Origin of the sequence: Rhodohalobacter sp. SW132 (assembly GCF_003390325.1) — a bacterium.
GTDB lineage: Bacteria > Bacteroidota > Rhodothermia > Balneolales > Balneolaceae > SW132.
Genome location: NZ_QUOK01000007.1, coordinates 41,349 through 58,180, shown reverse-complemented (window position 1 = coordinate 58,180; position 16,832 = coordinate 41,349). Strand labels below are relative to the sequence as shown.

Genomic DNA, 16,832 nt, shown 5'->3' with positions numbered 1-16,832 from the left:
TTTTCTTGGTACAATTTCATGCACTACCGCCACTATTTGATGGATGTATTAATTGTACAGAAGCCGAAAAGTTTGTCAATGGAATGGATTTGAATTAACTAACAACTTATATACATCTTTACTTCACTATTTCTATAACGAGTGATCCCGTTTGGCAAAAAACAGAAGGCTAAAATATGGAGAAGGATATTTTATCATATCCCTTCCTCCCCAATTGAGCTAAGCTAACACTCAGAACAATTCGTATTTTTTTTATTTAGCCCTCTATTAATCTTTACTGCTTTTAATCCTGCCGCAAAAATATTTCGGTTTAGTTATAGCCAGGATTTTGTTCAATAGCGCCATCACTTTGTGTTATAACCCAGTTAGGAATTGGAAATCTCACATGGTGAGGCTCTGCCGGCCGGCCGCGTTCCTGGGCATTTTCTACAAATTTACCATGACGGATTAAATCTTGTCGCCGTAGCCCTTCATTATAAAATTCATGTCCTCTTTCGCGAAGTAACGCATCACGGAAATCAGCCTGACTTAATCCATTTAAAGGATCTAAGTTTACCCGTTCTCTTACTGCATTGAGATATCCCTCAGCTTCCCCGGTAGGACCATTTTGTTCGTTAATGGCTTCTGCTAAAGAGAGCAGGACTTCAGCATAACGGAATACCGGTTTATCAATCGGCTGCCCCTGGTTGTTAAGATTGGCCAGCTCGGTATATTTTAATGGAATAGCACCCTGCATAACCGATCCTTCAGTACCTTCTCTGTCAACCAATGACCCGTCGGTGTGAATATACCGGTCCAGGATCCCGTCTAATCGTTGATCTTCAGGGGCAAACGTATCATAGAAACTCCATGGCATCCAATAAACCGTCCAGCCTGTAAAGTTCGGGTTGAATTCAATTGGAGCACCATCCACAGTTCTGCCAAAATTTCCAGTTAGTACTTCAGGCATCCACCAGTTGGGCGCACCTTCTGAACCGGGAATGGCGTGAATCACTTCGAGATTAGCCCGATCAACGAAAACACTGTAATAGTCGTCCTGTAATTGGTAAATACCCATATCCACGATATCCCTGGCAACATCTTCAGCTAAACTCCACTGATGGGTATTCATATACGTACGTAACAGGACCATCCGCGCAGCACCTTTGCTCATTCGGCCCCATCCCTCCATATTTCCATGATAGTTATCTGCAAGATCCGGAATAGCGTCGGTGAGATCATCAATAATATATCCCAGGAATTCTTCTTCCGAAGGTCGGGCATCAATCTCAAGATCATAAAGTTCTTCTGCTTGCATACGAACAGGAACCGGACCAAACATATCGTAGAGAATATGATTCAGCCAACCTCTAAGAGCTTTCGCCTCGGCTATATATCGGTTTCGTACTTCATCAGGCATAGCGACATCAGATGTTTCCAGCTGATGTATAATATCGGTTGCCGACGCTACAGTTCTTACGCTATTAAATGTATTACTAAACTGACCGGTAGAAGGGCCCCAGCTAAAATGGGTAAATACATCCCACCATTGTGAGTGTAGTTCCTCGGTCGTTATCATATTTTGTCCGAAATACCTACTGGGATCAGCATTATATAGGTTCCCCCAATCAAGACTGAATGGACTATATATGGATACCAAAGCCTGATTAAAATCATCTTCAGAATTGAAAAATGTTTCCGGGGTTAATTCCGAATAAACTTTAGGTTCTAATACGTCATCGCAACTTGCAATGAAGATACTGCAAACAGCTACTAAAGAAGCTATGACTAATTTGTAATTGAATAATTTCATAATTGCACCTTTTAATATTTTATGTTGTGGAGCATTTTGTTGATCAATTAAAATCGAATATCAACGCCAACAGATGTATTGTATGCATGAGGGTAAGGATTTGCCTCTGTGAACTCAGGATCAAAACCCGGATAATTTGTTATCACGCCGATGTTTTCAACAGTGAAGAAAACTCTCGCACTTCTGATTCCACCCAGTGCCGAAAGAACATTTTGAGGCAAGTTATAGCCTAACGAGATATCCTGAATGCGAATAAAGCTGGCATCGTATAAGTTAAAATCAGATCCGGTTGAGAAGTCACCGCTGTGTGGATTTGGTGCTACTCCAGGCCTCCACCCATCAGGGTTATCAGCTGACCAAACTTCTGATACGTTAGTTAACGTATTATCAGGAACGCCATGTACTCGCAGTGCTCCAGGATCTGGGTTATATGTATTTCCACGAAGGAAATCAAGATTTCCGTAGACATACACACTTAAATTGAAATTACGATACGCCACATTATTTCTAAATCCTAAAGACCACTTCGGCCTGTTATTACCGAGGATTACAATATCTTCGTTGTCTAATACTCCATCCCCATTTTCATCTACATAGATTACATTACCCAAATTCGCATTCGGTTGATGAGCCGGAATATCCTCTTCACTTCGAATGATACCTGCTGTACGAACCCCATAGATTGTGCCTAAAAGATCCCGCTCACCGACCCATGGATCCAGCGGTACCCGCGGATTACGTTCCAGCCATCGCGCCTCAGACCAACTAATGTTAAAATCAGTAGACCAATTAACCGTTGGAGTTGCAATATTCAGAGTGGAAAGTGAAAGTTCTACACCATACCCCTGGGTTGAACCGACATTATCAGCCACTACACTGATTGGACTATTGAAGGGTAAAGGATTATAGTCCAACCTGTCCGTTGCTGTTCTCTGATATACATCTAAAGAACCCCGGATTCGATTTCGTAAAAACCCAAAATCAACACCGGCATTTAGCGTTGTAATCGTCTCCCAGGTTAAATCCGGATTCGCAATCTGATTCAGCGCTACACCACTTCGCACAGTATTTCCAATCACATATTGATTGCCCGGACTGTAGAGTTGAAGCGTGTTTCCAGCCAGAACTGTTTCATTACCTGACTGCCCGTAACCAACACGAAGTTTTAATTCTGATATTGCATCAACTTCACGTAAAAACCTTTCTTCAGTTAGAGTCCATGCAGCTGAAATACCCGGGAAGAAACCATACCGGTGATTTTCCGCAAAAATACTTGACCCATCGCGGCGACCTACCAGAGTCAGCATATATCTATCCATATAAGAATAGTTGATCCGCATAAACTGAGATAGTTTCGTCTGTTCATTTTTATAAGAACCCAGACGGGTTTGCTGCAAGTTGTGAGCTACTCCAATGTTAAAATCCTGAAAAGCATCTGTAAAGAATCCATTAGCTTCTACATTGAATCCTGAATTTTCAGCACGGTAAATTCCTGCTCCACCCATTACTGTAAAGCTGTGATCTCTAAATGAGTTATCGTATGTTAAGAACGTTTCACCAGTATAATTGGTCCGGTTGTTTTCATGTTTCTGCGCCATACCTTCAGACAGCAGAGCATGGTTAGAAGACCTTGGCAGATAGAAACCCCTGGTAGTTCCCTCTCTGTCTATTTGCCCTGTAATATTTGCCCGCAGGTTTTCTGAAATATTAACCTCAAGTGTTGGGGCTAAAAACAAATTATTGGTCTCAGATTCATCTCTGATATCCATAAACGATACCGGATTCATAATCAGAGGATTGTAGTGCTGGGCATAGCTGCCATCCGGGTTACGCACCGGGATGGTTGGAGAAACAGAAGTTGCTGCCTCGATCATGTGAAATTTTTCAGCACCTCCATCGCTTGAACCTGACGTAGCGTTCTGCCCGTCCTGGCGACCGACATTAAATCTCATGCGGAATTCTATGGCATCAGATACGGTCTGATCAAGATTTACTCTTGCTGTGTATCGGGTGTACCTGGAATTTTGCAGGATTGCCTGGTTATCATGAAAGCTAAACGAGCCATAAAGACGAGTCTGATCAGACCCACCACTCAAAACCAGATTGTGCTCTTGAATACTGCCTGTTCTTGTAACCTGGTCAATCCAGTCCGTTCCTGCTCCTGCATTGGAGATGTCAGATTCGGAATACATCGGAGAAAATGGAACGTCGGCTGTGGTATTTGTTCCATAGGGTGCAAGACCATGATCATACAGATACCAATCGTAAGAGAGCCGAGATTGCTCTTCCATAAACTGGCGTTCATTTAATAGCGGAAAATACTCTTTAGGTGATTGTATACTGTAACTTCCCCTGTACTCTACTTGAAGATCACCGGAGCGGCCGCCACGTGTTGTAATTAAAATAACACCATTGGCTGCTGCAGAACCATAAATAGCCGCTGCACTCGCATCCTTCATTACTGAAATGGATTCAATATCTGACGGATTCAGGAAACTAAGAGGATCTCTGTCAACACCACCTCCAAAACCGAGATCCGACGCGGTAAGGCCGGGTACTGTGGAGTTGTAACTTGTCATCGGCACACCATCAATAACATATAGCGGCCTGTTACCAGCTTCTCCTCCGGATGAAATGGCTCCACGTATGTTAACGGTAACACCACTGCCAGGCTGAGCACTCCGGGTTGTCATATTAAGTCCCGGAACCCGCCCCTGCAACATTTGATTGACCGAGCTTTGGGCAACTGTGTTAAGCTCTTCAACCTGTACCGATGAAATAGACCCGGTTAAATCTCTCTGACGCATTGTGCCATATCCAATAACAACCAACTCTTCTCCAACTACTGCAGCTGGTTGTAATGCGATCTCCAGCGATGACTGGCCATCCAACTCAACTTCCTGGCTTTGATAACCTATATAAGAAATGATTAAGGTTACCTCCAGGTTTGGAACAGACAGACTGAATTCACCATCAACATTCGTTGAAGTTCCAATATTGGTGCCCTCTATTAAAATATTTACACCAGGTAACGATTCCCCGGTTTGAGCGTCAGTTATTGTACCGGTAACAGTTTCCTGATATATTTCTGAGTCAGTGACATCATTACTTTTAGTAATTAATAAATACCCATCCTGAGAAATTTTATACTCAAGGTCAGTCCCTTCTAAAATATGATCAAGTGCATTACTAACACTAATGCTCTCACTCAGCAGGGTAACTTTTTCATCATCTATAATGTCTCCGCGATAGGAGAGTTTTAACCCCGTTTTAGTTGCAATCTGTTTAAGCGCTTCATCCAGTGTTTCTTCTTCCAGCGTAATATTGATCTCCATCTCAATATCCGCTTTGTAAAATTTCTGTTGAAGCTCCGCAGAGGTAACCCTCTGAGCTTGAGCAGTCGTATGTACCTGCCCTGCTTCTAATACTTCAGGCGTAAATCCCAGAAGCACTAAAAACAGAATCACCGTTAATGTGTTTTGTATCAGTCTGCGTATTCTCATTCCTATCACCTATGTTTTGTGTTCTATCGTGAATCGTTGTGAATTAATTTTTAGACCATTTTCAAATAAAAAGCGCTTCTATATATTTAAACATCATATTTTTACTCCTTTCATTGATGGTTCCAGGAGTTCTTAAATTCTACATTCGATCCTTCCCGTATGAATTCTATATCCATCGATGCTGCAATTACCATCAATACCTCATCCAGTTCCGCATATTTAAATGTGCCTGTATATGGCACGTTCAACAGATCATGTTCGTCTATTGAAATATTCACATTAAACCTGCGTTCGAGCTGAATAATCACCTGAGCAAACGGTACAGAGTCGAAATGCAGCCCACCGTTAATCCAGAGCAGATTACTAGCGATATCCGCCTTTTGGGCAGCAAGAGGTGACTCACCAGCCTTCACCGACGTTTTAAACCCTTCGGTGAGAACCACTTCATTTCCGGGATCCTGGTCATCTGTACGAACCGAAACTTTCCCTTCTCGAACAATCACATCAACGGCTTCATCATTACTCCAGCCGCGGACATTAAATTCGGTACCCAAAACTTCCACGTTGACATTTTTTGTTTTTACAATGAAGGGCTGTCCCTGATCAGAAACCACGTTAAAGTATGCCTCACCATCCAAGTAGACTTCTCTGGTTGAACCATGAAATTTCTGGGGGAAACGGATCGAACTGGAAGAGTTTAGCGTGACTTCGGTTCCATCAGAAAAAGTAACCCGTGCTTTTTCGCCTCGATCTGTTGCCAGTTCTTCCAGGGTGTAAGATTGTGACTGGCCCGCAGCAAGCTCTGCGTCAGACTGGATGTTAGAAATGTGCTGAAAGAAAAATCCGGCTACCACAGCTACCAGGATAAAAGCTACCGCTTTATAAATATGATAAATGGTTCTTGGAGTTTTACGCTGAAACTTAAATATCCTATTCGATTCAATAGCTTTTCCTCCCCTCTCTTTTTTTTCCTTTCTTGCCTGAAACTTCTTCCAGGCTTCCTGCACGTCTACATTAAAATGCTCTTCAGTAGTCAGATCCCAAATCTCTTTTATTTCCTGAACAAGCTGGCGATTCTCCGGGTCACTGGACATCCATTGTTCTATTAAATGGATCTCTTCAGAGGTAGCGTTGCCCGTAACATAACGCTGTATGAGAACCCAATCTTTCAAGTCTAAATTCAATGTATTATGCAATTTGTTTAACTGTTGTTACAATCAATACAATTGAAAAAACCGGTACCCTGTAATTTTTTTTATTTTTTTTTGATGTAGTGAGATCACCTAAAGCTGAACCTTTATCCACTGGCATTTTTTTCTTTGTATGGCATCAAATATTATGCACCCGAATTCTATTAATAATGTCTTATTTAAATTACATGTTAAAAAGTGGCTGATACTGTCTAAAAGAGCGTCATCCCGCACTTTCCCGCGGGGATCCCTTCGGGGGATGCGGGATCTCCTATCCAAATACAGGCAGGAGATACCGGAGCAAAGTCCGGTATGACAGTACTGATGATGAGTATTCCTTGTTGTACGCCCTTTTGGACAGTATCAGCCACTTTTTAACTCAATTTTAGAACTCAGGTTATGCAAACCTTCAATGGCAGTCCGTGCATTGATTAGTTCTCTCTTTTTCTTGCTCTCAATTGTATTATCCAACGGGAAGAATCATAATCTTTTTGGTCATGAAACTCACACGAATGCAGCCTCAATAGCTACGGATTCCACTTTTCACTATATCAAAATACACCCGACAGCTAAAAAAGGAAGCAGATGGGCCAATTGTTCCCTTAACAACTTCAGGGTTCGTGTCATTTGAGATTCTACGGTTTTTACTGATACATCCATTACCTCGGCTATTTCCTTGTAGGTAAGTCCGTCATGACGGTGAAGTTTATACGTCATCCTGCTTCTTTCCGGTAATTTTTCAACGGCCTGCTTAATTGCTTCACGAATCTGCTCTTCTCTTTTTTCCTTCCCATATTTGATCATTGGAACCTCCTTTTGATCCATCCACAGGGGATCATATTTATTCTGTACTTCCTGGTGTTTAATGTAGTTTAATGAATGGTTTTTGACCACTTTATAAAGATATGGGCGAATACATCCGGTAAGTTCCATATTTCCCCTGTTCTCCCAAAGATCGGAAAAGATATCCTGCACCAAGCCTTCAGCAACGGCTTTGCATTTCACAAACCTCCACGAAAAGCGGGTCAACTGTTCATAGTATTCTTTAAACAGTAGCTCAAAAGCGTATTCATCGCCCTCACGAATCATTTCGATCCAGCGCTGTTCATTTTCATAAGCAGATTCGCTATTCACCATGATCCCTAACCGAACTCATCATATTTTTTTGAGATCTCGAAATGAAACTGTCACCACCATTTTATGATATGCTAAACAGTACCATTATATCGGTACCCAATACCTATTATACACGCTTTTAATAGAGAGGAAGACACATAACTGATATACTGCTAAAAAACCATAGCTTCTTTGCTATGCACGAAATTTGATTACCCAAATGAATGGACTTTTGCCATTCATCCTGATGGATATCAAAACCGGAATCACATTTTGTCGGGTAAGGAATTGGCGCTTAGTCATTTGATGCAGCTCATAGAGAACCAAATGAATAATTAGAAGCTTTCACCGGTAATCAGTAGTGGCCAATTAAAAGATGAGTGAGGTATTTGAACGGGTTTGGATTTGCGCTTCAAACCACATCGAAACGGAAATCAGACCGTTTTTGAGTAATTTGTATGGCCTCTTTTTTGGGATAAATGCCAGTCGAAAGTCATTGCAATATTCCGGAGAAAAAGCCTGCCCTTTTCACGTATGATGAGCTGATCGTCCATCACCAGTAAAAATCCTTCGGCTTCCATCGGTTGTAGTTTTTCAATTTCAGCCGAAAAATACTCTTTAAAATGAAACCCTGTCTTCTCTCTGAATGTCTCAAAACGAATCGTAGCCTGACACATTATTTGCATAATGACATCCCGTCTGATTTTGTCATCTTCGGATAGAAACAGCGTCTTTTTTACGGGCAGGCGGCCTTCATCCAGATCTTCATAATACTGGGCCAGATCTTTCTCATTCTGATAATAGAGATCATCACCCTGCGAGATTCCAGACATTCCGAACGCGATCATCTCCAGGCCGGAATGGGTGCTATATCCCTGGAAATTTCTTTGCAGTGTTCCATCATCCAGTGCAATCGAAAGTTCATCTTCTTCTTTTGCAAAATGGTCCATTCCAATAAACCGGTAGCCCATTTCAGGAAATCTTTCCACGGCAGCCATCATCATCTCCAGTTTTTCGCGGGGTGATGGGAGTTCATCCTCACTGAGCAGTTTCTGGGCAGGCATCAGCGCCGGCAGGTGTGCATAACTGTAAACGGCAAGGCGGTCGGGATCCAGACGGATAACATCATCTATTGTTTGATTGAAGGTAGACGTTGACTGTCTCGGCAGGCCGTAAATAAGATCAAAGTTTATCTCGGAAATTCCGTGTTTTCTCAGGAGCTCGGTCACCTGTCGGGTTATACTGAACGGCTGAATTCGATGGATTGCCTCTTGCACATCCGGGTTCGTATCCTGCACACCAAGTGAGGCCCGGTTGCAGCCGATCTCGCTAAGTGCAATAATATGCTCTTCACCGCACCTTCTCGGATCGATTTCAACGCTGAACTCAACATCTTCGTGAATGTTGAATCCGTTGTTTATCAAGGCTCCAAGTCTGCGAAGCTGAACTGGCGTCAGAAATGTGGGGGTACCGCCTCCGAAATGGACCTGCCGGACAGTTGATTCGGGATGAATCGTCTGTTTTACAAGATTGATTTCTTTTGCGAGATAGTCGAGATAGACATCTCCCCTGTCCTGATCGCGAGTGATAATTTTAGTACAGCCGCAATACCAGCAGAGCGAAAAGCAGAACGGGATATGGAAATAGAGTGAAAGATCCTGAACCTTTTCTCCTCTCTGTTCCAGTGCCCGGTCTAACGTTTCCCGATCGAACGATTCCGTAAACTGAACGGCTGTTGGGTATGATGTGTACCTTGGGCCCGCAACATTATACCTCTCAACGGTTTCGAGAATTTCATTTCTGTTCTGAATCATCCGTTTACTTATTTTAAAAGTTTTTCGAAACCGCCTTCACTTGTCAGTCTCAAATTTTCCTTTTTGCTTTTAATGGCAAGTTCTTCAAGAGATGAGGATTCCAGCATATGCCGGATTGAATCCCGGGTTTTTGCCCACTCATCATGCATCGGGCAAGGATTTTGATGTCCGCAGCCAGGCAAACCCAGCGCACACTGTGTTAACAAGTCGGGGCCATCTATTGCAAGAACGATATCCATCAGCGTAATTTCGGAGGGGGAATTTCTGAGCTTTACACCACCATTTGGACCTTTATAAGAATCCAGCAGATCATTTGCCGTTAACTGCTGAAGAATTTTTGTCAAAAAGTGATGTGATATCTCGAGAGTTTCACTCATTTTTTTGATCGGCATATACTGGCTGTTATCCCTGGTGGCCAGAAAGATTGCGGCCCGCAGGCCATAAACACACGATTTTGATAATAGCATAAGCGTTATTAGTGACTATTGAGAGTCTTTTGTCTTAAAATAAATATCTTTGATGAAGGTTTCATTAAGTTTTTCGGTTACTCCCTCCCCTTTTTAAATATAAATTTCGTTAGCCCTCGTCACTTTTGACCCTCGTCACATTGCTCTGCAATGTGACGGAGAGGTTGCCAGCTACGCTGCGAACTGTTTCGACAGCAGAGCTGCCGGTACTCGCGTATCACTGCTGAGCAGTGATACGAGGTGGAAGAATGCCCCAGTGCACTTCTCATTTCCATCCTCGTTAAAGTGCTCAGCACTGTAACGGCGAACTACAGCTCCGCTGCAAAAGGCAGGCAGTGATGCAAGAGGTGGTGGATGAGTGATGTGAGAAAATAATGCGAGTGTGATAACAGAGTAGTGAAGCGAGGATTGGGATTTATTCGCAGATATACAGAATTCGTTTGAAAACTATAACCCAAACATCGTAACCGGTATCACTCCTTTTATCCCCAAATAATTTCTCGCAGATGAATAATTCCAGTGTTCAGGACAGTTTACGAAACCCCGCTTAACAGGATTTTTATGGATGTAGTCGATTTTCTGAATCATCATATCATCACTAAAGATTTGTTTTGGAAAAAGACCCTCCTGCCAGAGTTGATGGACCGAATCATAGTGCGCTGGATTTTTAGCATAGCGAAGTTTTCTTAGCTGACGAGTTCGGCCAATGTGTTGAAAGCAATCAATTATTGCACGAGCTGTCCAGGATTTAAATGCTTTCATGTGATTCTTTAACTCATCAGACTGGACAATCATGTGGATGTGATTTTCCATGATGACATATGCAAATAGTGTAGTCGATCTCTTTTCTTGTAGAAATGTTAGTGCCTCAAGAAGTATCTCAGCAGCTTCCGGAAACGAAAAGATGGGATATCCCTCAACCACACTGCTTGTGATGAAGTAAGGATATTCCGCTTCGTAGATTCGATACCTGGACCTGGGCATTGTTTCTGATTGAGATTAAGCACAGTTTCACATGTATGATTCAGAATCATGAAAATCCTTACACTTTTTTTGAAAAAATTCCAGAATTCTCGTCACAGTGCTCTGCACTGTGACGGCGATGTGCAGCTCCGCTGCAGAAAACAGGGGAGCTGTTCCCAGTACGTATCGGTGCGGAGCAGTGATACGAAATAGTGGGCGGAGCAGTGAAACGAGGTTTGGACAAAGCAGTATTATTAGATTTCAATCAGAACGATTCGCCAACACATCCCGGGAAAATATCCACAGTGCAGGGAGAGCGGGTAACAGGGCAATCATCATCACCCAAAAATAAAAATTGGTGGGTGTCCACCGCACCGGCCAGTATCCGCTGATCATCGTGAGGGAGATGAGCACCAGAAGAACTGTGGCTCCAAACAGTTTTTTGGATGATGGGAATGTATTGGGATAGAAGACTTCAAAAAACAGAATGGAGATAATTCCAAGCAAGAAGATGTGTAGATAGAGCACTCTCAAACCGTGTTCGCCGGGCCAGATATCGAGCGGGAGGATAGTGGCGGTCTGAAGCAGGATTTTAACCGCCATCAGACAAAAAATGGTTTTCCAGATGAGTCCTTTCAGCGCTCCCGATTTTAGCAACAGGAAAAGATTCAACCCAAAAGAGCCGGCAATCAGCAGGGCTCCGGCAATTGCTGTGTAGTGCATGGTCGGAGTGATCATGCTTTGGTTTAAGCTGAAGGGGAAGATCAGCATCGACCCGAACAGAATCGGTTGCCAGAGCCATGCGGTTTTGATCGGAATTTGAACGGCATCTGCTTTATGCCAAATAATCCCGAGAACCCCAAGTACGGCCCACCCTTCGGTGAACACCGCAAGAAAAAAATGGGTCATAGCGGAGGAAATTTGGGGACTGTCAACCGGTGTGAACTGAAAGATGGAGACACCCCAGGCACCCAGAGAGCTGATCAGAAGTGCAGCAATCGCGGCATCATAAAATAACAGCGAAAGGCTCGAATCTGTGTTTTTTCTTAATCTGTACCAGAGCCAGGCAAACCAGTACCAGGTGATCATGACAAGTCCGGATACGATAGCAGCCAGCGGCAAAGAAGCGGAACCGATCGCAACAGAATGATAACCGTAGAGCAGGAACAATGGCCAGGAGAGAAAACCGAGAACTATCATTGTATATAAACATCTCTTGAATCCAGCAATTTCAGCGGTTTGTTCGGATGTAATTACTTTGGATATCATCCAGATCATAATGGGCGGACAGATCCAGTTGAAGAACATCAGGTGGGAGTGGGCGTGGCGTATATTGGCAAAGTTGATCCACTCCGGCAGCGGATAAAGCATTCCGTAGCGATATAGAAATCCGGTCAGCGCCGCGATGATGAAGCTCAGCATGGAGAATTGCCAGATTTGTTTGAAGGTTGCCAAATGGTTCATCTGTTTTCTATTCTTTATGAATACCGTAATCATCTCCCCTCCTATCTCGTCCCGCTGCTCTGCAGCGAGACGAAAAGCTGACAGCTCCGCTGTCGAACTCTTTTGCAACAGAGTTGCTAACTGGCGTCCCGCTGCAGAGCAGCGGGACGAGATTAGATTAGCGAGTCGAGGTTAAAGTTTGTTTGGTCACAAAATGTATCGCGCCAATTACAACGCCAAAAAGAATCATTGCTACTGCCTGATGGAGAACCCCGAGCCAGAGCGGCACGTGCCAGATCAGTGTTAAAACTCCGATCAGGTATTGAATCAAAACGATTGCAAACAGAGCCAGTATCCACATTCTGGCAGTAAACGACGTGTTCAGTTGGAAAGACCGTATCCAAATCCCGATCGCCATCACTCCGAGAACAGTTGCCATTACCCGGTGAATCCACTGGACGGTGACCATATTTTCAAAGAAATTAATGATCCATGGTTCCATCAGCCAAAGTTCAGGCGGAACCCAGTATTGATGCATTTTCGGGAATGTATTATAAACAAGACCCGCGTGATGTCCCGCCACAAAAGCACCCCAAACCACCTGCAGAGAGAGAATTGCAAGAAACGCCCAAAGCCATGTTTTTAGCTCGCCGGTTCCTCTGCCAAGAGATTTTCGTTTTGATTTCAAATCAAGCGCAAACCAGACGCAGCATCCGAATATGATAAAAGCGAGGGAGAGATGCGCTGCAAGCCGGTACGGACTCACCCTCGGAACATCAATTAGTCCGCTTTGCACCATAAACCAGCCCATCAAACCTTGTGAAGCACCAAGACCTAATAATATGAGAGCCCGTTTGATCTGTGTTGCATCGAGTTTATTTCTGAACAGAAAGTACCCGAATGGAATGATAAAAACGATCCCGATTAACCGGCCGATCATCCTGTGCAGATACTCCCAGAAAAAGATAAACTGAAACTCACCAAGACTCATCCCCCGGTTGACTTGCTGGTATTCCGGAAACTGTTTGTACTGCTCAAATGCATCTTCCCACTGCGCTTCCGTGATGGGGGGAATAGCGCCCATAATCGGCTTCCAGTCCGTCATCGACAAGCCGGAGCCGGTCAGCCGGGTGATGCCGCCGATTACCAGAATGAAAAACACCATCGTTGCTCCGCTCCAGTACCAGATGCGGACGTGCTTTTTGTCTTTGGGTGTCATTTGGTTAGTTGATGATATTTTTTGTGTTTAAGAGCCAAAAATCTCCCTTTCTCGTACCGGTGCTCAGCACAGGTACGAGGGGTTAGCAACTCCGATGCAAATAGATCTACAGCGGAGCTGTCAGCTTTTCGTCACGCTGCAGAGCAGCGTGACGAGATTAATCTCCCCTCAAGGGGAGTGCCGAAGCGCAGCGAAGGCGAGGGGTGTTACGAAACGTTGATATGGTATTGATGTACATCAATAATTATCAGCCCTGCCAACACACCCCTCGTTCAACAAATCTGGCTACGCCAATTTGTTTTCACTTTCCCCTCTCGAGAGGGGATTTTTTAAAAATCTTTTCGGTTAAACACCCGCATCCCAATCCACGCGGGGACGGCCAGCCAGATGGCGAGCATTCCGCTTGCGGTGATGATGCCCATACTTGAACCAAAAAATCGGTTGAACACTGCCCCGGTGTAGCCCATCAGTGCGGAGATATCGAATTCCAGCAGCACCATAATTCTTGCAAGATCTATTGGATTCAACATCGTGGCCGCAATCACAAACTGCTCAAGCGGGTAATCGCCAAACGTGAACACCGCCATCAGAATCAATCCGTCATACAAAATAGCCATGAAGAGCCAGATCACGATGGTAAACCCGAACCCTTTGATACGGTCATCATAAAAAGCGAGCCCCAGGACAAATCCAAGAGCGACAAAAATAAGGGTCAGAACACCACCCAGGCCGAGTACCATCGCAGATGCAACAAAATCCTGCATTACAATTCCATGCCAGCTCAGCGGCAGAATAGCGCCAAGGATAAACGCTGCGGTCAACGGCAGGGATATTCCACCGAAAAGTCCCCAGTAGAGCGTTTTTCGGTTGATGGGCTGCGTGAGCAGAAGCTCCACAAATTCACGTGACTGGTAGATGTATAAGATTCCGTAAATCATCCCGACCAGCGGGATAAAAAGCAGCATCACGTTGGAGATGCTCAGCAAAACCTCTGGGCCGCCGCCTCCGAACCGGAGCAGAGTATCGGTCAGGATTAAAAAGATCAATCCATACCCGATGACCCACTTTCCGCGGATTAGAGATTTCCATTCATTTTGGGCTATGTGTAGTAGTAGTTTCATGGGACTCATCCCCTGTCCCCCTCTCTATCGGGATAGAGAGGGGGAACTCAATAATTAGGTTTTAATTTGATTTAAGTTTGATGGCTTTGTTTAGTCTCCCCTGGAGGGGAGTGCCGAAGCGTAGCGAAGGCGAGGGGTGTTACGGAGCGTTAATCTGAACATTTTCTTTGTCAGTGATCATCAACTTCACGTAACACACCCCTCGTTTAACAAAATTGGCTTCGCCATTTTGTTTTCGCATTTCCCCTCTCAAGAAGGGATTTTTTGATCCATCATTTTTGCGATAGCTCCTTCCAGACGCTCCTCTTTGTTTTCGGTTAACAGGTTTTGCATCGATCCGTAATAGCGAATTTTCCCATCCAGGATAAAGACCACGTGATCCACCAGCTGCTCCAGCTCGCTCATAATGTGCGAGGTGATAATCACAGTTTTGCCGCGCTCTTTTTCAGCCTGTACACGCTGCTTGAACTTGTGGCTCGCCTGCGGATCGAGCCCGGCTGTGGGCTCATCAAAAAAGAGCAGTTTCGGGTCGAACATCATCGCCAGCGTGGCGCCTACTTTCTGACGATTACCTCCCGACAGCGTGCGCAACTGCTTTTCCATCTCAGGGCCCAGGTTAAACTGCTCAATCAATTCCTGTTCAAATACAGCTTCCTGGTTCCTGAGGCCTTTGATGAATTCCAGAAGTTCATATACTTTCATGTTTTCCGGATAGCGGGCAACCTGTGGCATATATCCGAGATTTTCGCGGTACAGCCAGTTACCGTTAAGTTTTACTCCATCCACATGGATCATGCCGGAATCGGGTTTGACCAGGCCCAGCAGTGTTTTTATCATTGTGGTTTTGCCGGCACCATTTGGCCCTACAATGCCTGTAGCCTGACCTTCAGGGATCTCCAGGTTCATTCCTTTAAGGACATCGAGGTCCCCAAACTGCTTAAATAAATTTTCTATTCGTATCATTGAATTCGCTCCATTTTTGGACGTTCATCCGTCAGCGTCTGTGGTGTTAAAACCGGCATAATTCGTTCTGCGGTATCGAGCAAGGTAATCAGCATGCTTCTGAGAAGAATCAGAGCTTCAGGCTGACGCTGCGTGATCACCGAAAACAACCGCACCGGGCGGTAGGGTACATCCCCGATTCCGTCGCGGTCCAAATCGTAGCCTTCGTATTGGCTCCAGTAGTTACTGTCGAACGTGTTGGGATTTCGGGGGCTGTCGGTGGTTACATCAAAACTGTTTTCGATAAAATTATTTTCTGTAAAATTGTTGTTCCGGCTGCTCGATTTGATATTTACGGCATATCCATTCAGCTCAAAATTATTCCGATGGATGCTGATATCAGAGCTGGATTCTGAATAGATGGCAACTGTATTTCGATAGAAGCGATTGCTTTCAATTCGGCTTTTTTGCATATCTTTTATCAGCAGTCCGTATGCCGATGCCCCCCAATTATGTTCGAATAAATTTTCAGTCATATCCACGTTTTCGGAGTACATCACCGCAACACCGGCCCCGTTTCTTCGGAAAATATTATTGTGGTACACACTGTTATCCGAAAACATAAAGTGCAGGCCATACCGGTTATTATCATTGCTTCGGTTTCCGGAGATTTCGGCTCCTTCGGCAAACTCAAGATAGATTCCATCACGCAACCCCATAACCGTATTGTCTAGAATTTTGGGATTCCTCACACTCCAGAGATGAATGCCATTGCCCGAGGCGGCTTCACGCCGGTCGTATGATTCGATCCGGTTGCCGCGGACAATCCCCCTATCTGTTTCCGCCAGGTAGATGCCAAAGTAGACGTTATCCAGGTCGTTATCTTCGATCAGAAAGTCCTTGGAATTTTCAAGGAGGATGGCGGAGTAATCACGGACGTAACTACGGCCGGTGTTCTTGATCATGAACCCCTTCACCGTAACGCTGTCGGCGCGAATAATCAGGATATTCCCCTCCCGGTTGCCGTCAATCACAGGACGATCCACGCCTTCAAGCGTCAGCGGTTTGGTGATTTTGATTTCACTCTCCGTATACGTTCCCGCCTCAACCAGGATATGATCTCCGGGCTGAGCCATCTCCACGGCCTCTTTGATGCTTCGAACTTCACCATCGGGTGACACGCGGATCTGCTGTGCTGCGAGAAGTCCAGGTAACAAGATTATTCCGAGCAGTAAAAGTGATATGTAGGTTTTACGTTTCAT

At 44.5% G+C, this 16,832-nt stretch carries 12 protein-coding genes; all 12 read right to left on the bottom strand.

From position 1 onward, the window contains the following. Positions 1–310: 310 nt before the first annotated feature. The 12 genes from DYD21_RS13570 to DYD21_RS13515 all read right to left on the bottom strand — a co-directional run bounded on the left by DYD21_RS13570 (position 311) and on the right by DYD21_RS13515 (position 16,832). Positions 311–1,792 carry a RagB/SusD family nutrient uptake outer membrane protein gene (locus DYD21_RS13570; RefSeq protein WP_116037544.1) on the bottom strand — a complete coding sequence of 494 codons (1,482 nt, stop codon included), beginning with the start codon at positions 1,790–1,792 and terminating at the stop codon, positions 311–313. Positions 1,793–1,839: 47 nt separating this feature from the next. Continuing rightward, positions 1,840–5,295: a SusC/RagA family TonB-linked outer membrane protein gene (locus tag DYD21_RS13565; RefSeq protein ID WP_116037543.1), complete on the bottom strand. Its 3,456-nt coding sequence runs from the start codon at positions 5,293–5,295 to the stop codon at positions 1,840–1,842. Between the two features lie 110 nt (positions 5,296–5,405). Then, the gene (locus DYD21_RS13560) at positions 5,406–6,479 is read right to left on the bottom strand and encodes a FecR family protein (protein WP_147303589.1); all 1,074 of its coding nucleotides are present in this window, start codon (positions 6,477–6,479) and stop codon (positions 5,406–5,408) included. 552 nt (positions 6,480–7,031) lie between these two features. Next, complete coding sequence (locus DYD21_RS13555; protein ID WP_116037541.1) at positions 7,032–7,622, bottom strand: RNA polymerase sigma-70 factor; 591 nt, start codon at positions 7,620–7,622, stop codon at positions 7,032–7,034. Positions 7,623–8,035: 413 nt separating this feature from the next. Beyond that, positions 8,036–9,415 carry an oxygen-independent coproporphyrinogen III oxidase gene (gene hemN / locus DYD21_RS13550; protein ID WP_116037540.1) on the bottom strand — a complete coding sequence of 460 codons (1,380 nt, stop codon included), beginning with the start codon at positions 9,413–9,415 and terminating at the stop codon, positions 8,036–8,038. Between the two features lie 8 nt (positions 9,416–9,423). Next, positions 9,424–9,882 carry an Rrf2 family transcriptional regulator gene (locus tag DYD21_RS13545; protein WP_116037539.1) on the bottom strand — a complete coding sequence of 153 codons (459 nt, stop codon included), beginning with the start codon at positions 9,880–9,882 and terminating at the stop codon, positions 9,424–9,426. A 447-nt stretch (positions 9,883–10,329) separates the two neighbouring features. Continuing rightward, positions 10,330–10,866, bottom strand: a complete 537-nt coding sequence (locus DYD21_RS13540; protein ID WP_116037538.1) for a transposase — start codon at positions 10,864–10,866, stop codon at positions 10,330–10,332. A gap of 240 nt (positions 10,867–11,106) precedes the next feature. Next, positions 11,107–12,417, bottom strand: coding sequence for a hypothetical protein (locus DYD21_RS13535; protein WP_147303588.1), 1,311 nt, complete (start codon positions 12,415–12,417; stop codon positions 11,107–11,109). A gap of 49 nt (positions 12,418–12,466) precedes the next feature. Continuing rightward, the gene (locus tag DYD21_RS13530; protein ID WP_116037536.1) at positions 12,467–13,507 is read right to left on the bottom strand and encodes a COX15/CtaA family protein; all 1,041 of its coding nucleotides are present in this window, start codon (positions 13,505–13,507) and stop codon (positions 12,467–12,469) included. A 329-nt stretch (positions 13,508–13,836) separates the two neighbouring features. After that, positions 13,837–14,628: an ABC transporter permease gene (locus DYD21_RS13525; protein WP_147303587.1), complete on the bottom strand. Its 792-nt coding sequence runs from the start codon at positions 14,626–14,628 to the stop codon at positions 13,837–13,839. Positions 14,629–14,877: 249 nt separating this feature from the next. Then, entirely contained in the window at positions 14,878–15,591 is a 714-nt protein-coding gene (locus tag DYD21_RS13520) for an ABC transporter ATP-binding protein (RefSeq protein WP_116037534.1), read from the bottom strand. Continuing rightward, positions 15,588–16,832, bottom strand: a complete 1,245-nt coding sequence (locus DYD21_RS13515) for a nitrous oxide reductase family maturation protein NosD (protein ID WP_116037533.1) — start codon at positions 16,830–16,832, stop codon at positions 15,588–15,590. Before DYD21_RS13515 ends, DYD21_RS13520 begins: the two co-directional genes overlap by 4 nt.